Raw genomic sequence first — 21,059 nt, 5'->3', positions numbered from 1 at the left:
TTAACCCACCTACCAGGGGCTTCTTGCTGTTCAGAAGGGGTTCAGGGAGACCGGTACGGGGCTGTGACCTGCACCTTCAGCATGAAAAAGGCTCAGTCGGGGCTGATGCCGAAGACGCGCACGGCTTCGGCCTAGGGCATGCCGTCGTTGACCGCGACCATCACCCACATCCGCAGTATAGCTGTTCTGCCTTCCACAAACCTACTCCCCATGATGTCCGAAATTGTCCCTCTATCCGAATTGGGAAAAGTTTGGGCATTCCTGTATCTATCGGGTAACAACAGCACTCTTGGGGCTTGCGGGGAGATCATCACTCTCTGTTAAGTTTCAGCCGTTTGGTTCTCGGAACGGCGTACCGGATCCACGGGCTTAGGGAATCTTGCGCACCTGGAGATACAGGTGTGTCTTCTGTGCCTGGTTCGCCTTGGGTTAGTCCGGAGGTGACCGGTCTTGTCGACCGGCCGTCAGTTGCCCCTGCTCAGCGGCGTGTTCAAGCGCCTAGCTCCCCGCAGGTCCGAAGAGGGTGTGCGAGGACTGCTCCGCAGCAGCACGCTGAAGCTCACAGCCGCTGGTCTGATACTGGCGCTGGTGCTCTCGGACTCAATCTCCCCGGTTCCCCCGTACTTCACCATGCCCAGACTGGAACCGGTTTCGGCTGCTGATGTGGAAACGCCCGGGCAGGGCGATGGTTCCGCTGCGGGACTGTCCCATGAAGCGGACAGCGCCGTGGTTGCTGACGTATCCGAGGGGCAAGGGCCCGATGTTGACGCACCTGACGGTGCACTCCCTCACAACTGGCCTGACCTTCCAGAGGATGCCGATTCTCTGCGTCCACCCATGCCGGAGGGTGAAGAGGAAGCTGTTCAACTAGCCGAGGTAGAACCCGAACCGGAGATTACAGGTTTCGACCCCGACATCAGTGAGGAACTGGTGGAGGAGCGCGACGAGTTCTCTCGCACCTACGAGAACGAGGACGGGAGCCTCTCGACGGACTTCTCCCTCGAACCGATCCACTTCCAGGAAGAGGACGGCTCCTGGGAGCAGATCGACACCAGCTTGGTTGAGGAGAACACCGAGACCTGGACTAACGCAGCGGACTCACGCAAGGTCGAATTCGCAGCTCGAGCCGACGGTGACGAGCTGGCCCGTATGGAACTCGATGGTGACCACAGCCTGTCCTTCTCCCTCGAGGGGGCTGAAGGAACCGAAGGGCACGTTCTCGAGGACGAGAACAACACCATCGTCTACGAAGAGGCCCTGCCCGGTGTGGACGTGGAGCTGAAGTCCCTCGTCGGTGGCGTAGTCAAGGAAACCATCTGGCTCAACGAGGCGCCCTCCAGCCCCGAGGAAGCCGTCTGGCGTTTCCCGCTACAGCTCCAAGGGCTGGAACCGGTCCTGCTGGAGGACGGCAGCGTTGACTTGGTGGACGCAGAAGGCGAGTCCATGGGCCACATCCCGGCCGGCTACATGGAGGACTCCGACATCGACCCGCACTCGGGGGACGGTGAGTGGTCCGAAGCCGTAGAGTTCTCCCTTCTTCAGGAAGAAGGCGGGTGGGTCCTTGAGGTCACGGCCGATTTTGACTGGCTCACCGACGACGAGCGCGTGTACCCCGTTGGGGTCGACCCAACGACCGCTTGGAACTACAACGCCTCACATGACACTTATGTCCAGACCGGTTACAACACTTCGCGCTACAGCGAGCAGGAGCTGAAAGTAGGAACCTACAACGGGGGCTCCACCAAGACGGCTTCCTACCTGAAGTTCAACTCCCTTGTCAGCGAGCTTCGGCATCACGAGATTTACGAGGCCGAGCTTTATCTTTTCAATCACTGGTCCTACTCCTGCACGCCTAAACCCGTCTATGTACACGAGGTGACGCAGTCCTGGGACCACAAGTCCATCTCCAGTTACCCTGGCCCCAGCTACAGTTCCACGGCTCTGGGCAGTGCGAGCTTTGCCCGTGGATGGATGCCCGCTGGAGCGAGCAGCAGCTCATGCCCTGGCAGGTATGAAGCGATCAACCTGGGCACCAGGGGGCGTGACCTGGTCCAGGCATGGGTGGACGGCGACAAGCCCAACCATGGAATCACTGTTCGCGCCTCAACCACGGACAGCTCGGCATGGAAGAAGTTCGGCAGTCGCGAGTCATGGGGCGCTCCGTACATGACGGTAACCTACAGCCCTTACCGCGCCGAATACGATTTTGTAGAAGGAGAGAATTTCAACCCCCCTCCCCAGGCAAACCAGAGCACAAATATCAAAATTAAGGTAACCAACCGAGGTCGGGAAACCTGGACTCCCACTAATGGCTACAGGCTCAGCTACCAGGTTTTCGACCAGGACGGCAAGCGGGTTTACCACATCGCGCCTAATACACCCATGCCCAGGAACGTAGCGACAGGGCAGACTGCGACCGTCACCGCGAAAATCGGCCCGCTCCCCCCGGGAACGTGGACCATCAAGTTTGACATGACGCACAAGTCCCAGTCGTTCGCGGCCTGGGGTGTTCCTATGTCACTTTCCGCTGTTCTGACTGTGCCAGATCTCCCTCCGCAAATTTTGGACTACAGCCCTCGTGACGGAGCCACGGTCGCAACCCTGACACCTGAGTTCACCGCTCTGGGACGCAACAACGATGCCTGGCCCACGGACGGAATGGAGTTCTGGTTCAACTTCTGCGACGGTGAATGGCCTGACTGGGAATGTGTGGACTCGGGGTGGCAGAGCGGGACGTCCTGGAAGCTGCCTGAAGGCCGGATGCAATGGGGCAACCAGTACTGGTGGAACGTTTTTGTCCGTGACGGCAGCCAGCTGACGGAGAGCGGTTGGCTGAGGGTGATCGCCAACGCTGATCAGCCGGCCGTCACTTCCAACCTGTCCGGCTCCGGCAGCACTGAAGGCACCGTCAACGCTCTCATCGGCAACTACACCGAGACGGTCACGGACGCCGCCGTGCCCGCCGTGGGGCCGCCGCTGTCCATCACCCGGACCTACAACTCCTCCGACCCGCGCCAGGGCGGGATCTTCGGCTCAGGCTGGTCCACGCGCTTCGACATGGACGTGCGCACCGACGTGGACGGTACTGGAAACGCGGTGGTGACCTACCCTGACGGACGCCAGTACCGGTTCGCACGCAACGCTGACGGTAGCTACAGCCCGCCTATGGGCATGCACGCCGTCTTGGCCCGTACCGATGACGGCTGGCGGCTCATGGACAAGGCCTCCACCTCCTACGTCTTCGATGGCTCCGGCCGCCTGCTGGAGGTGAGTGACCACCAGGGACGCTCCCAAAGCATCGACTACAACTCCGAGGGACGTATCTCCACCGTCACCGCCGACGGCGGACGCCACCTGGAGTTCGCCTGGGCCCAGGGCCGCGTCGCCACGGTGACCGCGCACGGTGAAGACACCAGCGCGCAGTGGACCTATGCCTATGACGGGCAGCGCCTGACACAGGTGTGCAACCCCGAACAGGAGTGCACCGACTACAGCTATGTCGACGGATCCCATTACCGGGCCGCCGTCATGGACGCCAACCCCTACGGCTACTGGCGTTTCGAAGAAGGAGAAGGCACTTCTTCGGCCAACGAAAAGCCCCAGGCCGTGGGCGGTGAGCCGGCCACGATTACCGGCTCCGCCCTGGGAGCCCAGGGCGTGCTGGCCGGTGTGGACACCCATGCGCTCACCACAGGGCAAGGAGCCTACGCCCAACTGCCCGAGGCAATCCTGCACCGGGTCGGCACCCGTATCACGGTGGAAGCCTGGTTCTCCACCACCGGGCACGGAACCGTCATCGGAGCCGTGGACAAACCGACCGCCTCGACCCAGCGCAACCAAATCATCTATGTGGGCACCGACGGCAAACTGCGCGCCCAGTTCTGGACCACCGACAACACCGTCGACCCAATCACCACGACCAGTGCGGTCAACGACGGCCAATGGCACCACGTGGCGCTGACCTCCGACGGTATGACGCAGACCCTCTACCTCGACGGTGAGAAGGTCGGCACCAAGTCGGGCCAGGTCGAGCATCGCAACACCAAATTCGTCTATGTCGGCCACGGCATCGCCGGCTCGGGCTGGCCCTCGACCCGTTCCACGACTGGTGACTTCCCCTTTACCGGCACGATCGACGAGGTCGCGATCTACCAGCGGCCCCTGCACGCCGACACGATCACCCTGCACCACACCTCCGGCCTGGACACCGCCGACCGCCTCCGGCAGACCACGACCCCCGAAGGCAATCAGGCCACCCTGCTGTCCTTCGACGAGACCACGTCACGGGTGAGCTCCCACACCGACCGCAACGCAGGCACCTGGGCCTACTCGGACCTGCGCTACAACGGCGACGTCAAGGACGAGGACGCCGAGGTGACCGGCGAGATCACCATCACCGACCCCCGCGGAGCCACCTCCACCACCCGCTACGACGCCCTGAACGGCTACCGGCGCGTGGCCGACATCGACCAGCTCGGCTACCAGACTTCCTACACCTACGACATCGGCGGATTCACGGCAGGAACCACCCTGCCCAGCGGCGCCCAGCTGCGTTTTTGGAACGACGCGCGCGGCAACCGGCTGGGCCGGATGAGCTGCCGCGATGTGGAAGCCACCAACTGCCAATGGGAGTGGTACTCCTACTCCTACAACGCCGATGACGTCTTCGACCCGCGCAACGACCAGCTGGTCGCCTTCCACGACGCCCGCTCGACCGACTTCCTGGACACCACCTACCGCACCTGGTGGGCCTACGACGAACACGGCAACCAGACCTCGGAAAGCACACCGGCCAGCGAAGGCTTCCCCGACGGGCGCACAACCCGCTACCTCTACACCGACGGCACTGAAGCTGCCACTGGCGGCGGCACCGTCCCGGCTGGGCTCGTGGCCGAGTCCTGGGACGCCGACGGCCACATCACCCGCTATTCCTACAACGCTCACGGCGACACCACCAGGGTTCGTCAACCCTCCGGGCTGGTGACCGAGTACACCTACGACGGACTCGGTCAGATGCTGACCTCCACGGTCATCACCTCAGACCACCCTGATGGCGTCACCACCACCTTCACCTACGACGACTCCGGACGTGTTCTGACCGAGACAGGCCCCCGCGTCGTCAACGAGATCACCGACGCCACCCACCAGCAGCGGGCCACTCATCTCTACGACAACGACGGCAACCGGATCCGCACCACCATCAGCGACCTAACCGGGGACGACCCCGACCGGGTGACGATGTGGGCCTACAACCAGTACGGCCAAATGGTCTCCCAGACCGACTCCGAAGGCCGCACCGAGTACTACGGATACGACACCACTGGGGCCCAGACCCACCACCAGGACGCGGCCGGAACCATGTTCCGCACCGTCTACACCGACCGCGGACAGGTAGCCGAACGCCTCATCGAACGCTGGGTCGGCCACCCCGACGAGGACAACGACCCTGCCCCACTGGTGCTGGAGTCCAACGCCTACGACCCCGACGGCAACTTGGCCTCCACCACCGACGCCGTGGGCCGCACCACCTCCTACACCTACTACGCCGACGGGCTGCTCGCCCAGGTCATCGCCACCGGCGCCATGCTCAACAACGCAGACGCACCCCAGGACGTGGTACTGGAGTCGCACACCTACGATGCCGCCGGCAACCCCATCCGCACCATCACCGGCGACGGGAAGGTGCGCATGGACCAGACCTGGAGCGCCGACTCCCTCCTGACGAGCCAGACCCTGGACCCCGAAGGCCTGGACCGCACCACCACCTATACCTACGACGGACGCGGCAACGCCATCGAAACCGTTTCCACCGACGGCGACGCCACCGAGAGAACACGCTCCACCTACGACGCGGGCGGCTTCCTCATCGAGGAAGCAGTCGTGGTGGGCGACGAAGAGCTCCTTACCAGCTACGACGTCAATGAACTCGGCCTGACCACCGCTGTCACCGACCCGCGCGCACACCAGGACGGCGCACGCGCCGCCGATTTCACCTCGCTGATGCGTTACGACACCCTCGGCCGCCTGATCGAGGAACGCCTCCCGGCCGTGGACATCGAACGCTACGGCGAGCCGACAGTGACCGAGCGCCCCACCATCCGCTACGGCTACGACCTGGTCGGCAACCTCACCCACCAGCAGGACGCCGAGGGGCACACCTCGATCTTCGGCTACGACCTGGTCGGCCAGCAGATCTCCAGCCAAGCGCCCGACTTCACCGGGGTGGGAGGCGTCACCCTTACACCGACCGCCCACACCACCTATGACGAGCTCGGCCGTATCACCGACCACACCGACGCGCTGGGCAACACCCGCAGCTACACCTGGGACCAGCTGGGCAACCTCGCCCGCATGACCGACCCCGAACTGGAGGGCCACTCCGCCCCCGGAGAGTGGACATTCCTGTACAACCCGGTTGGAGAACTGCTCGCTGTCACCAACCCCGTGGGGGCGCGCACCGAAGCCACCTACGACGACCTGGGGCGTCAGGTCACCGACACCCAGATCGAACGCGTGCCGATGGCCGCGGCCTACACCACCCGCTACACCTACGACGTCTCAGGCAACCCCCTGACCGTCACCGACCCGCTGGACAACACCACCACCAACACCTACAACCCCGCCGGTGAACTGGTACAGACCACCAACCCAGTCGGAGAGACCACCAGCTTCACCTACGACCTGGCCGGCCGCCCGACCACGGTCACCGACCCTGCCGGGACGCAGGTGCTGACCACCTACGACCAGGCGGGCCGCGCCACCGCCACACGCGTGCTGGACACAGAGGGCACTGAGCTGCGCACCCAGTCCACCGCCTACGATGCTGCCGGGCTGGCGATCGCACACACCGACGCGCTCGGCAACGTAACCAAAACCGACTACAACGCGCTCGGCCAACCCATCCGCCGAGTCGAACCGGTCGGCGACAACGACACCATCACCACCACGTTCGGCTACGACGCCAATGGCCAGCGCACCCGCATCACCGATGGCCGCGGCAACAGCACCTACACGATCTACAACCCCAACGGGCAAGTTGAAAAGCTGATCGAACCGGCCACCAGCACACACACCGACGCCTCTGACCGCACCTGGACCACGTTCTACGACGCGGCCGGCAACCCCGTCCGCCAGCACGTACCCGGCGGCATCGTGCGCGAGCGCACCTACAACGCCTTCGGCAACCTCATGCTCGAGACCGCTACCGGTGCCGAAGCCGAAACCGACGATCGCGGTTTCCACTACGACCTGCTCGGCCGCCCCAGCGGCTTCAGTACCCCTGAGGGCGGCATCGAGATCGTCTACGACGACCGCGGCAACCAGGTCCAGTTCCTGGGCCCCAACACGGTCTCCTTCAACGGCATCGCCCCCGGCACGACTCTGTCCTACGATGCTGCCGGACGCCTGGAGTCCCGGCTGGACATGACCGGCACCACCACGTTCAGCTACGACGCAGCCGGACGAGTGATCGGCCACCACGATGCGGTGACCGGAACCGACCTGACCATCGACTACACCCCCACCGGCCTGCCCAGCTCCATCACCACCGACGACGGGGCGATACGTACCTACACCCACGACCCGCTCGGACAGCTGGTTGAGGACACCCTGGAAACCGCGGGCGGGACTCAGGCACTGTCCACGGCTTACACCTACGACACGGCCGGTCGCATTACCGAACGCACCAACAGCGGAACCGGCTCTGCCGGCAGTCACCGGTACGGCTACGACCAGGCCTCCCGCCTGACCTCCTGGACCGCACCGGACGGAACCGTCACCGAGTACGGCTGGGATGATTCGGGCAACCGCGTCCAAGCGGGCACGGAGACGTTCACCTACAACGAACGCAACCAGCTGACTTCCTCCAGCGAGGGAGATGCCTGGTCCTACAACCCCGACGGCACTGTCTCCAGCCAGTTCGTCGACGGCCAGCTGCGCACCCCCGCCTTCGACGGGTTCGAGCGTATGGTCGACCCCGGTAACGGATCCGGCACCTACGCCTACGACGCCCTGGGACGCATCGCCGAGCGCACCACCACGGGCGGTGACACGCACACCTTCGTCTACTCCGACCTGAGCAACAACCAGACCGGCATCCTGGACGGCACCGACACCCCCATCTCCGAGTACGGACGCGACCCGTACGGGCAGCTGGTGAGTATCGCCGACCAAGGCCAGGCGCCGGCACTGGCTTACAGCAACGCCCACACCGACCTGGTCGCCACCTATACCAGCACGGGTGCTCTGACCAGCTCCGCCGACTACGGGCCCTTCGGTGAGGCCATCGGCAACGGGGCCGTGGCCTCCCTCGGATACCAGGGCGAATGGACCGACCCGTCCACGGGCGATGTGAACATGCACGCCCGCTGGTACCAGCCGGGCACAGGCCGATTCGTCTCCCGCGACACCATGACCCTGGAACCGTCTCCGTCGGTGCAGGCCAACCGGTACACCTACGCCAACGCGAACCCGGTTCTATACATCGACCCAAGCGGACATTCTGTCTGCTTGACAAAAAAACTCTGCGTCTCAATGCCTTCGCAGGAATATGTCGAGAGAGGCATACAAAAGCTTGAAGATTACGCCAACCGCGGTGTGCAGAAGGCGGGAGATGCTGTCAAGACAGGCCTCAGGATCAGGAGAATCCTGAACCCTATTGATGTTTTTTTGGGAGTTCTTTTTCATGCGGATCCGCTTGCTGATGCGACTTGTAATGGCCCTTGCGCCCTTAATTTTAAGGCAAGACTTGGCTTCACTCCTCAGAAGCCACAAATTGGAAGTGGCACTGCTGGCCCGGCTTCCTGGGGTGGCGGTAAGGGTGGCTGGACGGTAACCCGAGTTTCTGTTCCCGGTGGCGGAAGCAGGATCGTCTATGTGCCAATCATCGTTGACAATAGGAAGGATATTCTTCTTGGTATACTGAACACGCCGCAGGAGCGGCCCCCAATCAAAAATCAATGGACTCAAGATAAGCTAGATGAATATCGGAAAAAGCGAGAAAAAGATATTGGCAAGGAAAAGATATTCAACTTCGACCTCGCGGACTATTCGGACTATGACCAGGCCCTTCAGGGGCTCGATGGGGTGTCCGATTTTGATATCACCGGAGACAACGGTGAATGTAGATCCTTCATCAATTTGAGCGAAATCAACAAGAAGGGCCAGCGGGGCACGGCGGTTGCCAGGCTGTGCGGATGGATGGATGTGAACGCAAAAAACAAGGTTGACTCGCAAGGAAATTCATACAGCGACAAAAATGAAAAGCGCTACAACCCAGGCAGCAACCCACCCGGATACGTTACAAGACAGGACAATCGGGCACACTTGATCGCCAGTCTCTTTTATGGGCCTGGCTGGCGGCAGAATATCGTTGCTACTTATGCGGTAACTAATACTTCAGCAATGGCGGGTGTTGAGACGAGGGTGCGCAGGCGGCTGGAAGCTGGGAATGAGGTAATCTACGCCGTAACTCCTATCTATGAAGGTGATGAGGGAAGGCCTTGGGCGATTCGGATGACCGCAATTGACGATGGCGGGGTAACATATGACTACTGCATCCTTAACAATGGAAAGTACTGGGACGATGGCGGAAGGGCGGCATCGGCCAGCGTGTGCGATGGGCCCAAGCCAGGATATATTCCTACTCCCTGAATTCAAATATTAGAATTATTGCCCTGGAGGCTGCTATGGAGGATTTCACCGATCGAATTATTGATCTGGTCGGGCCAAGTCGTGTTCCGAATCGAGCCCCGATCGACTGGGATGCAGTAGAGGCCAAGGTCGGCACTTCGCTCCCACGGGACTATAAACGACTGCTGTCTGAGTACAACCAGTTGGCATGGGGAATTTTTTGGGTTTTCAACCCACGAGATGAGGGGATTACGTTCTCCAACCCACTGGAAGCCACTGAATCAACGAAGAGGGTTATTGAGAGCTTGTGTGAAACCAAGCGCGATGAGGAAATCCTCAATGACATCAGCGACTTGAGGGGGAAACCCCTTGTGTCTATTTCTCCGCCTTTAACTTTTTATCCATCTGTCCCCGGGCTGCTGCGCTGGGGTAAAGATGCGAACGGTGGCGATTATTTTTGGGTAGTGGAAGGCCCCGCCGATGACTGGCCGATAGTGTACCGGACCGAAGCTGGTGAGTGGTGGGATGAGCATGCAGTTTCAATGAGTGAATACCTATATCGACTGCACACAGAGGGGCCCCTATGTGACTCCTGCCCTGAAATGGACGAAGGCTTCCCGGAGTTTGATGAGATGAGCTCGTGAATAGAAACTTGGAGTGTCGTCACACCAGGGCGTTTTCAAAGTTGATCATCTGGTCGATGTCCCGCGCGGCATGGCATGGCACGGGGCCGATGCGCAACCGGTCAGAAGCAGGGCATAAGGACGGGCGCGGACCTATGGCCTGTGGCCTGTAATGATGAAAGTTCTCTACGCCTCCGTCAACACCTACCGAGATACCGCGCCCGTGCCTACTGTGAGGTGATCTCAGCAGCCGGGAAGCAGTAGAAAGCCGGCAATAAAGACGAGAAGTGCATCCATGGGTGAATTTTCGTTCCCTGGGCACAGACGTGGAGCCCCAGGTAGAAGGCGAGGTGTCGAATCTCCACCGGACCACCTGAAAGGCTCCACGTGGTTCCCTATACTGCCACCCTCGACGTGGACCAGGCCACCGTTTGGCACCTTTCGGCCCTGCTGAACGCCGAACGCCAACGCCGCGGCACCCGCACGGGCACCCGCGCCCTGACCTGCTACAAACAGGCAGTCCTGGTCGTGCGGTGGTTGCGCGACGGCACCGCCATCGACGCCCTGGCCAGGGACAACCGCATCTTTCGGGCCACCGGCTACCGCTACGTCAACGAGGGCATCGACGTGCTCGCCGACCAGGCCCCCGACCTGCACCAGGTCCTCGAACACGCCCGCACCACCCCCGACGACCCCCTGATCCTGGACGGAAAACTGTTTGTCTCCGACCGCTGTTCGGAGCCTGGCCCCACCGGTCGAAGCGATCTTTGGTACAGCGGCCACAAACACCGTCACGGCGGCAACATCCAGTTCCTGTCCGATGCCCGAGGAGAACCGCTGTGGGTGTCCGACGTCGAGCCCGGGTCCACGCCCGACATCACCGCCGCACGCCGGCACGTGTTCCCGCTTGTGCACAAGGCCACGGCCGAGGAGGTGGCGGTGCCGGCCAATCCCCGGCTACGACGGTGCGGAAGTCGGCGTACGCATCCTGACCAAACGTCCGCCCGAGGTCGACGAGCATCGCGGGCATGTCGATGACCGGGCCCACAACCGGCTGCTACGCGGCCTGCGGTGCATCCGCGAACGCGCGATGGTGGTCCTGACCGGACGGTGGAGAGTACTGTGCCACACCACGATGAGCCCGTCCAAGATCGGCGCGATCGTGCACGCCGCGCTGGCTCTGACCAATATCGAGAAGCAAACTCACTGAGATCACCTCAGTAGATCTTCCGCATACGCGGAACCCGGTGGAGGAGGTCTGGTCCCATCTCAAAGGCACGGGGTTGGCAAATCTCGCGGCGCTGTTCTTCGCGGAGCTGAGCGAAGCGGTCCGGTTGGGACTGCGTCGGCTGCGCTATCGCCCGGACCTGGTGGACGGGCTCCTCGCCTATGCCGGACTCCAGCTCGGAACCGAATAATCAAACCTGAGTCAGCTGTCCTTTGTGCTGTTGACGAAGGACTGCCACTCCTCCTTGGGGAAGTCCAGCAGGGCTCTCTTCGGATGCACCGAGTCTCGAACGCCAATGCTCTCCTCCTGGCGCCTGACCTGGACACATTGACCGTTCCCGCTGCTGTAGCTACTTGTGAACCATTCGCCGGGGTTCGCGGTGTTCCTTCTCATCTTGTCCTCCTAGCTTCCTTCCATCATGCCCGCTGTGAGGTCTCCGACGAGTCGTCGCGATTGCTTAGGACTGAGGGCTACGCCTACCAGGTGCTCCATGATCAGCGAGTACCGGTCGACTTCGACCTCGCCCTCCAGAAAGAGGTCGCCAGCCATGCTGTCGATATAGACCACGGCAGGGTCGGCCAGGTCGGGGAAGTCGATCAGGACGAAAGAGCCCGGCATGCCCGGGTGCGCGCCCGCTTCGAACCTGATGACCTGTAGTTCTACATGGGGCAATCTGGCCATGGTGGCCAGGTGGAGTAGCTGTTCACGCATGACGCGCTGCCCGCCCACCACACGATGGAGCACGGCCTCATCCACGACAGCGCGGAACCGCAGAGGCTCAGACTTGTGCAGCAGCTCCTGGCGTTGGAGACGGGCACGGACACGGGCCTCAACCTGTTCATCGGTGGCCAGAGGAAGAGTGCCCCGGATGACAGCACGGGCGTAGTCCTCGGTCTGGAGAAGACCGGGCACGAACAGGGACTCGTAGTTGCGGACGGTCCGAGCCTCTGACTCGAAGAGGATGTAGTTGGTGTACTCCGCAGGCAGCTCTGAGGGATAGGTTTCCAGCCACCCCTGCTTTCCTGAGTCCTTGGCGAGGGCCAGCAGCTCGCTCCGCTTGCCATCGTCCACCCGGTAGAGGTCGCACAGCGTATGGAGAGTGCGGACCTGGGGCCGGGTCTGAGCCGACTCGATGCGGTAGAGCGTCGAAGCGTTGATCTTGGTCGCTTCGGTGACGTCCTCGCGGCTGAGATCAGCGGATTCGCGCAGCCTCCGCAGTTCGGCGGAGAGTCGCCGCATGCGCAGCGTGCGTGTGGGCTTCTTGGCGGGCACAGCTGCTCCCTTGCCTCGGCATGACTACGCGGGCCTGTACTCCAGTGATGCTTGGGGGCCAGGCTACCCAGGTTTCTGCATCAGTGCTAATGCAAGCCTTGCATTCGCAGTCTTGCGTGGTCATGATGGTTAAAGAGTCAGACTTCTGACTCTGACGCCAGCCGCTTCATCGAGGGCGGCTGCATGAAAGCGGGCTCTGGGGGCGATTGGCGCGCCTCCAGAGCCCAAGCCGACAACCACACCTGTTTGCACACAGAAGGAGCTTGCCGACATGACTATTGTGCCTCGTCCTCCGGTGCCGTTCCACACCCCCACTCCGGGGTTTGCCGGGCGGCGCTGGCCCTGCCGCGTCTACCCCGGCGACCCTGCCCAGGCGGTGTGGGTGCGCAAGGACCTGCGCGCCGACCTGCACCGGCTGGAAGGCCTGGGCCCGGACCTGGCCGAGACGGTGGTGCTGTGTGCCAGTGAGATGTTCGCCAACGCCTGCGCCCACTCCCGCAGCGGCGAGCCCGGCGGCCGGGCGGTGCGCACCCTGTCCATGCCCACCGCCCACACCCTGCACCTGTCCGTGATCGACAACGGCGCCCGAGCCGAGGGCCCCTCCCGGCCGCAGATTCCGCGCCGGCGCACCGTCAAGGAGTGGGAGGAGGCCGAACGCGGCCGGGGACTGCTGATCATCGACGCTCTGGCAACCTCCTGGGGTACCCGCGCGGTGGTGGACTTCCCGCTCTGCCAGGGCCTGGGCAGGGCCGTGTGGGCCGACTTCACCCTCACCGGCGCCAACAGCAACGGGGGCGCGCGATGAACGCCGCGCCCGTCCCTGCCCGGATACGCCAGGTACTGGACGCACCTCCAGGCTGCCGCTTCTCCCGCCCCGGCGCCACAACCCCGCCCACTCCCGGGCAGTCGGCCCTCACCCGCGAACAGCACCTCCTGACTCAAGGACAGCTCCCGCCGTGGAAGCACCTCCAGGCCCAACGCCTGGCCACCCAACCTGAGCCGGCCCGTCCCGACCGCCCCGACACGGCCCCGGTGCCGCGCCCCCGCTCGGCTCCCGACGACGGCCCGCCACCCGCACGGACCCCCAAGCGCCCGGTCCGGCCCCGGCCGCCGCTGCCGCGCCGCCACCCCGACCGCCCGCGCAGTCACCGCAAGCCCGCGCCCCGCCCAGGCCTGGTCCTGATGGTGGCCGCCCACATCCTGGCCCTGGGTGTGGGGGTCCTGGCAGCTCACCTGCTCTTCTTCCTCTGACCCCCGACACAACGGCCGCGCCAGGGCCCCCGCCCCGGCGCGGCCCACATGCTGTCGGGCACCGATCGGTGCCTTCACGGGCGCGTACAACCGGCCCCGGTCGTGGAACCGGGGCCGAAGGACCCCGCGCCCGTCCATGGCCGGCGCCCCGGGCTCGTTCCGCCTCCGCAAGGCGGAATCGGGGCCTACCGCCCCTTGCCGCTGCGGCCTGTGCCGCAACAGGATGGGGCCGTGTTCGCGCCCGCCCCGGCCGGGCGCACCGACGACAGCGGAAGCGGGCAGCCTTGGACATGATCACCACCAGCACCGTCGACGCGGTCCTGCGCCGGAGCGCGGCGCGCACCCCCGCACGGACCGCACTGGTCTTCGGCGATCGCTCCTGGACCTACGCCGAACTCGACGACGCCGTCACCCGCGCGGCCGCCCGGCTCCTGGAACTGGGGACGGCCAAGGGCGACCGGGTGGCCGCCTACGGGCGCAACTCCGACGCCTATCTCATCGGCTTCCTGGCCTGCGCGCGGGCCGGGCTCGTCCACGTGCCCGTCAACTACGCGCTCCAGGGCGAGGAACTGGCCTACCTGCTGAAGCAGTCGGGCAGCACCGTCGTGCTCGCGGACCCGGCGCTGCGCTCGGCCGTGGACGCCCTGCGCGGGCAGACCGGGGTGGAGCAGGTCCTGGAACTGCGCGACCGCCCCGGATCCCTGCTGGCCGACAGCAGGCAGGGGCCGGTCCCCGAACTCGGCGTGCACGTGTCCGACACCGACCTCGTGCAGCTGCTCTACACCTCCGGCACCACCTCGCGCCCCAAGGGCGCGATGATGACCCACCGGTCACTCGTGCACGAGTACCTGTCGTGCGTCACCGCCCTGGACCTGCGCGCCGACGACGAACCCCTGCACGCCATGCCGCTGTACCACAGCGCGCAGATGCACGTCTTCCTCATGCCGTGGCTGATGGTCGGGGCGCGCAACACCCTGGTGGAGACGCCCGATCCCGCGGACCTGCTGCGCCGGATCGAGACCGGCAGGCACGGGGCCTTCTTCGCCGCGCCCACGCTGTGGGTGGCGCTGGCCAACCGGCCCGACTTCGCCGGACACGACCTCACCAGTCTGCGCAAGGCCTACTACGGCGCCTCGGTCATGCCCGGGCCGGTGCTGGACAAGCTGCGCGGGGCCCTGCTCGACCTGGGCTTCTACAACTGCTTCGGGCAGAGCGAGATCGGGCCGCTGGCGACCGTGCTGCGGCCCGAGGAGCACGAGGCCCGGCCCGCCTCCGCCGGACGCGCGGTGCTGTTCGTGGAGCTGCGGGTGGTCGACGACAAGGGCGAGGACGTCGGCCCGGGCGGGCTCGGCGAGGCCGTCTACCGCTCGCCGCAGCTGTGCGAGGGCTACTGGGACGAGCCGGAGGAGACCGCGAAGGCCTTCCGCGACGGCTGGTTCCACTCCGGTGACCTCGTGCGTGTCGACGAGGAGGGATACATCGAGGTCGTCGACCGCATCAAGGACGTCATCAACACCGGCGGTGTCCTGGTGGCCTCCCGCGAGGTGGAGGACGCCCTGTACACCCATCCGCACGTGGCCGAGGCCGCGGTGGTCGGCGCCCCGGACGAGAAGTGGATCGAGGCGGTCACCGCCTACGTCGTGCCCACCGCCGACGCCGACCGCGACACGCTTCCCGCACGGTTGGTGGAACACGTACGGGCCCGGCTCGCGCCCTTCAAGACACCCAAGCGGGTGGAGGTGGTGGCGAAACTGCCCCGCAACGGTTCCGGCAAGATCCTCAAGCGCGAACTGCGCGACCGCACCCCCTGACCCCCGCCGGTGGTCCGTGCCGGCCAGGCCGCGACCCGGGCCGCCCTCCGCCCGCGACCGGGCGGTGCGGCGGTGTCCCGGGGCGCCGGTGCCGCGGTCCCTGTCGGAACCGGCGCCGGATGTGCCAGACTCGCGGAATGCTCGAGCCCGATGGCGCCCCCTCCGTGAACGGCCCCCCTTCGCCGGCAGACGGTGCTCTGCCGACGCGTCCGGTCCTCAGCGGCTTCCACCCCGACCCCACGGTGTGCAGGGTGGGCGACGTGTTCCACCTGGCGTGCTCGAGCTTCGAGTACGCGCCGGGTGTGCCGCTGTTCCGGTCGTCGGACCTCGTCTCCTGGGAGCCGGCCGGCTCGGTGATGGAACGGCCCTCGCAGCTGGAGCTGTCCGGAGCCGGGCCGTCCGGAGGTGTCTACGCCCCCACCCTGCGCCACCGCGACGGCACGTTCTTCCTGGTGACGACCAACGTCTCCGACGGCCCCGGGCACCTGCTGATGACGGCGGGCGACCCCGCGGGCCCGTGGTCCGACCCCGTCCGCATCCGCGGCGCGGGCGGAATCGACCCGGACCTGGCCTGGGACGAGGACGGCACCTGCCTTCTCACGTGGTCCGACGGCGGGATCCGCCAAGCGGTCCTGGACCCGGACACCGGGAAGCTGCTGTCCGAACCGCGCCGGCTGTGGAGCGGTACCGGGGGCCGGGACCCCGAGGCCCCGCACCTCTACCGGATCGGGCCGTGGTGGTACCTGATGGTCGCCGAGGGCGGCACCGGTCCCGGCCACGCCGTGTCGATCGCGCGCGGCCCCTCGCCGTCGGGGCCGTTCGAGGCCTGTCCGCACAACCCGGTCCTGACCGCCCGGGGCAGGCCCGGGCCGGTGCAGAACACCGGCCACGCCGACCTGGTCGAACGCCCCGACGGGTCGTGGGCGATGGTGTTCCTGGGGGTCCGGCCCGCGGGATCCTTCCCCGGCTGGCACGTGCTGGGAAGGGAGACGTTCGCCGCCGACGTCCTCTGGCGGGACGGCTGGCCCGTGGTGGCCGGGCCCGTGGAACCGGCGGCGGTACCGGAGGTGCGGGTGTCTCTGGGCGAGGGGCGGCTCGGACCCGGCTGGGTCGGTGCCGGAGTGTTCCCCGACGAGGTGCTGCGGTGGTCGCGGGACCGGTGGCGGATGTCGCAGCGCGGGGACGAGCGGGTTTTCGTGGGCCGCCGCCAGGAGCACGCAACCGTCACCGTCCGGGCCGAGATCGAGGCCGACGCGGGCGTCGGCGCTCTGGAGATCCGTGTCGATCCCTGTCACGCGGTCGCCCTGGAGGTCGACGGGGACCGGGTGCGCGCCCTTGTGCGTGTCGGCGCGCTCGCCACCGTGCTCGGGGAGGCCCCCGCGGAGGAGGGCACGGTGCTCGAACTGAGGGTGGTCCCGTCCACGGCACCGCTGTACAGCCGGGAGCGGGGCCCCGACGTGATCGTGGCCGCCGTGCACTCCGGGGGAGGGGGCGTCGAGCTGGGCCGGGTGGACGGGCGCTACCTGTCGACCGAGGTCGCGGGCGGCTTCACCGGCCGCATGGTCGGGGTGAGCTGCGGCGCGGGGGAGATCGCCCTGCGGCGCCTCGAGTACCGCTCCGGGGCCTGGCGGGGGTGAGAGGGGACCTGCCCCGTCTCCCCTGTGCGCCCTCGGAGGCGGCCTGCGGGGAGGGCGGCGCCAGAGGGGGTGCCGGGGACGGGCGGTCCCGCCCCCGGCCCGCCGGGCTCAGCGCACGCTGGTCTGGCCGCCGTCGACCGGGATGAGCTGTCCGGTGATGAACCGGGAGCCCTTGCCGGCGAGGAAGACCATGACCGGGCCCAGGTCGCGGTCGGGGTCGCCGTAGGCCTGGCCCATCGCGATGGACTGCTCGTTCTGCCAGAAGTGCGCCGTGAGCTGGGCCTCGTCCATGCGGTCCTTGGCCTCCTCGTACATGGGGGTGGCGATGGCGGGCAGGATCGCGTTGACCCGGACGCCGTCGGCGCCCCAGGCGGCCGCCGCGGTGCGGGTCCAGGAGTGCACGGCCCCCTTGGAGGCGGAGTAGGCGGGGGCGACCGGTTCGGGACGCAGCCCCGAGACCGAGCCGAAGTTGATGATCGAACCGCCGTTGCCGCCCTGGCGCATGAGCCGGTGGGCGGCCTGGTTGGTGATCATGGTGCCGCGCACGTTGACGGCCATCATGAGGTCCCAGTCCTCGACGGTGACCTCGGAGGCGTCGCCGGGGCGCTGGATCGCGGCCGGGTGCGCGAGGGCGTCGAGTCCGCCCAGGCTCTGCGCGGCACGGTCGAAGGCGGCGTCGACGTCGGCCCGGTCGGAGACGTCGACCCTGGTGAAGGAGGCGGTTCCCGGGCCCTGCGCGGAGGCCTCGGCCGCGACGCGCCCGCCGTTCTCCTCGTCCACGTCCATCCCTACGACATCGGCCCCGGCGGCGACGTAGGAGCGGACCGTGGCGGCCCCCATGCCGCGCGCGCTTCCCGTGACGATGATGCGGTATCCGTCGAGTTCCATGGACTGCCCCCGTGTGCTGATCCGGTGTTTCCGTGCAAGGCCCCATCGTCCCAGTTCGGAGGCTTTTCCTCTGGGAGGAGAAGCGGTGTCGGGACATCCGCCCGTGCTTTCCGGTTCCCGTGGCGGCCGCTCAGGCGGTGGCGGTGCGGGTGCGCAGGGCCGTGAGGGCGAAGACGGCGGCCGCACCGACGGCGGAGGCGAGCATGACCGCGGTCATGTTGGCCAGGGTGACCTGTCCGCCGATGCCGGGGACGGCGGCCAGCGTGGCGCCGATGCCGAACTGCAGGGAGCCCAGCAGCGCCGAGCCGCTTCCGGCGACCTGCGGTGACTGCCCGGAGAGGGCGAGCGCGGTCGCGTTGGGCGAGACCAGGCCGGTGAAGACCATCATCACGAACAGGGCGGCGCTGACCGTCACCAGGCTCGCGGTGCCGGTGCCGTCCAGGACGGCCAGAGCGCCGACCGAGGCGATGGAGCCGACCAGGCCCAGCAGCAGGCGCCGGGAGGTCTCCACGCGGCGGATGAGGGCCACGTTCACCTGGTTGCCGAGGATCATGCCGAGGGTGGTCACGGCGAACACCATGCTGAACTGCTGGGCACTGGCGCCCAGCTCGTGCTGGGAGACGAACGAGAAGGTCGAGATGTAGGTGAAGCTCATGCCGAAGCTCAGGGCCAGGGTCAGCGTGGGCACGATGAACCGGATGTCGCGCAGCAGCCCGGCGAAGACCCGCAGCTGGTCGCGGGCGCCGACCCGCTGCCGCTGCTCGGCGGGCAGGCTCTCGGGCAGGACGAAGAAGATGAGGACCAGGGTGGCCAGTCCGGCCGCTCCGAGCACCCCGAAGATCAGCTGCCAGGGGCCGAGGAGCAGCAGCTGTCCGCCGATGACCGGGCCCAGCATCGGGGCCAGGCCCGAGAGCAGAACCAGCCGGGAGAAGAAGGTGGCGGCGGCCTCGCCGTCGAAGACGTCGCGCACGATCGCGCGGGCGATCACCAGGCCGGCCGCGGCGGACAGGCCCTGGACGAAGCGCAGGAAGCTGAAGGCCTCCACGCTGGTGACCATCGCGATGGCGAAGGTGGCGGCGGTGAACCCGGCGGTGCCCACCAGCAGCGGCAGGCGGCGGCCGAAGCGGTCGCTGAGCGGGCCCACGACCAGCTGGCCCAGGGCCATGCCGGCCATCACCGAGGTCAGGGTGAGCTTCACGCTGGCCTCGCTGGTGCGCAGCCCCGAGGCGATCTCGGGCAGCGCGGGCAGGTACAGGTCCGTGGCCAGCGGGCCGATCGAGGACAGGACGCCGAGCACCACCACGAGCATGAGGGTGTGGCCGCGGCGGGGCCGGGGGGCGTGGTCGGCGGGACGTGCCTGGGTGGGGACGGTCAGGGTGCGGCTGTCAGGGCGCGTGGCGGCAAGGGTCACCGAGGATTCTCCAACACGGGACGCAGAAAAACGGGAGTGGGATGTCACGGGTGCGCGATTCGCGCGAGTGCCTGGACGCCGTGAACCGCCTTCGGGCGGGGCGCCGCAAGATGACCCCTCAGGGCTGCACGTTCGTCTCCAACACGAAGCCAGCCGGGGGCAATCCCATTTTTACCCAAGGAATCCGCGTGATCCGGATTACGAACGGCGGATCCCCCTGGCCGCAGGGGATTCAGCGGCTTTTGTGACCTCACCCATGCCGTGGTCCGTAGCGGGCATCCGGAGGCCTCGGGTAAAGGGCGTTCCTCGGGGCGTGAAAGGAGTTCCCGGCAGCTCCGGACAGCGGCTCCCGCCCTGGCAGGGGCCCGCTTCGGTGCCTGCGGACGCCAGACCGAGCCGCGTGTGAAGAAATGTCGGGGCATGTGAAATGTCGGGCGTCGCCTTGATCATTAATTTGAATATTTGTTCTCCCCTTCCGGGAGTGCAGAAGCGAGCATGGAGGTGAGTCCGGAGAGGCCGGTCGGCGGTTCCGGAGAGCTTTCCTTCTCGAAGGCGGTGCGCCGTGAACGATCCGAACCGGCCCCAGGAACCCTGGCAGCGGCCTCCCGAGGGGCAGCAGCCCTACGGCGGTCAGCAGTACCCCGGAGCGCCCCAGCAGCCCTGGCAGCAGGGGCAGCCGCCCAAGAAGAGGAAGGTCTGGCCCTGGGTGCTGCTGGGATGCGGCGGCGCGGCGCTGATCGTCCTCCTCCTGATGGTCGGGTGCGGGGTCGCGCTCTTCTCCGGGGACCCGGAGGAGAGCCCCGGGCAGTCGGGAGGCGGGTCGGCCGAGGAGAGCCAGAACTCCGTGGCCGTGGGCGAGCCGGGGAACGTGAGCCAGTGGCAGGTCACCGTCAACAGTGTCGGGAGCGCGGCGACCTACGACGACGGTGTCTCCGACCAGCAGCCGCAGGGGGAGTTCCGGGTCGTGGACCTGACGGTGGAGAACACCGGCCAGGAGTCGACGACCTTCGACAGCACCGCCGTCAGCCTGGTCGACACCGAGGGGAACACCCACTCGGCGAGCTTCTCCGGTGACATGTTCCTGGAGCAGATCAACCCGGGCAACCAGTTGAACGGCACCGCGGCCTTCGACGTCCCCGAGGGCACCGAGGTCGAGTCCGTGCAGATCGAGGACACCTCCTCCTTCGAAGGGCCGCTCGTCGTCCGGGTCGAATGAGGTGATCTCAGTGAGTTTGCTTCTCGATATTGGTCAGAGCCAACGCGGCTTGCACGATCGCGCCAATTTTGGACGGGCTCATCGTGGTGTGG

Annotated in this window: 14 protein-coding genes; 10 read left to right on the top strand and 4 right to left on the bottom strand. The window is 66.1% G+C overall.

Annotation, left to right across the window (positions count from 1 at the left end):
* Window positions 1-450: 450 nt before the first annotated feature.
* The 5 genes from FHS13_RS21815 (at window position 451) to FHS13_RS21805 (ending at window position 11,671) form a co-directional block, all read left to right on the top strand.
* Window positions 451-9,651 carry a DNRLRE domain-containing protein gene (locus FHS13_RS21815; protein ID WP_281388873.1) on the top strand — a complete coding sequence of 3,067 codons (9,201 nt, stop codon included), beginning with the start codon at window positions 451-453 and terminating at the stop codon, window positions 9,649-9,651.
* A 35-nt stretch (window positions 9,652-9,686) separates the two neighbouring features.
* A complete protein-coding gene (locus FHS13_RS20860) occupies window positions 9,687-10,274 on the top strand; it encodes an SMI1/KNR4 family protein (RefSeq protein ID WP_184293667.1) in 588 nt (195 codons plus the stop codon).
* A 366-nt stretch (window positions 10,275-10,640) separates the two neighbouring features.
* Complete coding sequence (locus FHS13_RS20855; protein WP_343065112.1) at window positions 10,641-11,291, top strand: transposase family protein; 651 nt, start codon at window positions 10,641-10,643, stop codon at window positions 11,289-11,291.
* Window positions 11,203-11,463, top strand: a complete 261-nt coding sequence (locus FHS13_RS21810; protein WP_343065113.1) for a transposase family protein — start codon at window positions 11,203-11,205, stop codon at window positions 11,461-11,463. Before FHS13_RS20855 ends, FHS13_RS21810 begins: the two co-directional genes overlap by 89 nt.
* A gap of 73 nt (window positions 11,464-11,536) precedes the next feature.
* Window positions 11,537-11,671, top strand: coding sequence for a hypothetical protein (locus FHS13_RS21805; RefSeq protein WP_281388872.1), 135 nt, complete (start codon window positions 11,537-11,539; stop codon window positions 11,669-11,671).
* An 11-nt stretch (window positions 11,672-11,682) separates the two neighbouring features.
* Here the strand turns inward: FHS13_RS21805 and FHS13_RS20850 are convergent, their stop codons facing one another.
* Window positions 11,683-11,874 carry a DUF397 domain-containing protein gene (locus FHS13_RS20850; RefSeq protein ID WP_184293666.1) on the bottom strand — a complete coding sequence of 64 codons (192 nt, stop codon included), beginning with the start codon at window positions 11,872-11,874 and terminating at the stop codon, window positions 11,683-11,685.
* Window positions 11,875-11,883: 9 nt separating this feature from the next.
* On the bottom strand, window positions 11,884-12,753 hold the full coding sequence (locus FHS13_RS20845; RefSeq protein WP_343065111.1) for a helix-turn-helix domain-containing protein: 870 nt from the start codon (window positions 12,751-12,753) through the stop codon (window positions 11,884-11,886).
* A 271-nt stretch (window positions 12,754-13,024) separates the two neighbouring features.
* Here FHS13_RS20845 and FHS13_RS20840 point away from each other — a divergent pair, with 271 nt between their 5' ends.
* The 4 genes from FHS13_RS20840 (at window position 13,025) to FHS13_RS20825 (ending at window position 17,452) form a co-directional block, all read left to right on the top strand.
* Complete coding sequence (locus FHS13_RS20840; RefSeq protein WP_184293665.1) at window positions 13,025-13,558, top strand: ATP-binding protein; 534 nt, start codon at window positions 13,025-13,027, stop codon at window positions 13,556-13,558.
* Window positions 13,555-14,004 carry a hypothetical protein gene (locus FHS13_RS20835; protein WP_184293664.1) on the top strand — a complete coding sequence of 150 codons (450 nt, stop codon included), beginning with the start codon at window positions 13,555-13,557 and terminating at the stop codon, window positions 14,002-14,004. Before FHS13_RS20840 ends, FHS13_RS20835 begins: the two co-directional genes overlap by 4 nt.
* Window positions 14,005-14,294: 290 nt before the next feature.
* Complete coding sequence (locus FHS13_RS20830) at window positions 14,295-15,815, top strand: acyl-CoA synthetase (RefSeq protein WP_246405603.1); 1,521 nt, start codon at window positions 14,295-14,297, stop codon at window positions 15,813-15,815.
* 137 nt (window positions 15,816-15,952) lie between these two features.
* Window positions 15,953-17,452 (top strand): glycoside hydrolase family 43 protein, encoded by a 1,500-nt coding sequence (locus FHS13_RS20825; RefSeq protein ID WP_184293662.1) that lies wholly within the window; start codon window positions 15,953-15,955, stop codon window positions 17,450-17,452.
* A gap of 108 nt (window positions 17,453-17,560) precedes the next feature.
* On the opposite strand, the gene FHS13_RS20820 is transcribed toward FHS13_RS20825, so the two are convergent.
* Both FHS13_RS20820 and FHS13_RS20815 read right to left on the bottom strand, forming a co-directional pair.
* Window positions 17,561-18,340, bottom strand: coding sequence for an SDR family NAD(P)-dependent oxidoreductase (locus FHS13_RS20820; protein WP_184293661.1), 780 nt, complete (start codon window positions 18,338-18,340; stop codon window positions 17,561-17,563).
* Between the two features lie 130 nt (window positions 18,341-18,470).
* Entirely contained in the window at window positions 18,471-19,751 is a 1,281-nt protein-coding gene (locus FHS13_RS20815; RefSeq protein ID WP_425491205.1) for a multidrug effflux MFS transporter, read from the bottom strand.
* 562 nt (window positions 19,752-20,313) lie between these two features.
* Here FHS13_RS20815 and FHS13_RS20810 point away from each other — a divergent pair.
* Entirely contained in the window at window positions 20,314-20,967 is a 654-nt protein-coding gene (locus tag FHS13_RS20810) for a DUF4352 domain-containing protein (RefSeq protein ID WP_343065110.1), read from the top strand.
* Window positions 20,968-21,059: the final 92 nt, after the last annotated feature.

The sequence above is a fragment of the Nocardiopsis algeriensis genome, assembly GCF_014203695.1.
GTDB classification, from domain to species: Bacteria; Actinomycetota; Actinomycetes; order Streptosporangiales; family Streptosporangiaceae; genus Nocardiopsis; species Nocardiopsis algeriensis.
Note: the sequence above shows the minus strand (reverse complement) of the source record. Positions and strands in the feature narration are given on the sequence as shown.

What these genes read in the sequence shown, in the direction of transcription:
- FHS13_RS20840 (WP_184293665.1), top strand. Translation starts at nt 13,025, where the DNA reads ATGACTATTGTGCCTCGTCCTCCGGTGCCGTTCCACACCCCCACTCCG.
- FHS13_RS20825 (WP_184293662.1), top strand. Translation starts at nt 15,953, where the DNA reads ATGCTCGAGCCCGATGGCGCCCCCTCCGTGAACGGCCCCCCTTCGCCG.
- FHS13_RS20820 (WP_184293661.1), bottom strand. Translation starts at nt 18,340, where the DNA reads ATGGAACTCGACGGATACCGCATCATCGTCACGGGAAGCGCGCGCGGC.
- FHS13_RS20860 (WP_184293667.1), top strand. Translation starts at nt 9,687, where the DNA reads ATGGAGGATTTCACCGATCGAATTATTGATCTGGTCGGGCCAAGTCGT.
- FHS13_RS20850 (WP_184293666.1), bottom strand. Translation starts at nt 11,874, where the DNA reads ATGAGAAGGAACACCGCGAACCCCGGCGAATGGTTCACAAGTAGCTAC.
- FHS13_RS20830 (WP_246405603.1), top strand. Translation starts at nt 14,295, where the DNA reads ATGATCACCACCAGCACCGTCGACGCGGTCCTGCGCCGGAGCGCGGCG.
- FHS13_RS20835 (WP_184293664.1), top strand. Translation starts at nt 13,555, where the DNA reads ATGAACGCCGCGCCCGTCCCTGCCCGGATACGCCAGGTACTGGACGCA.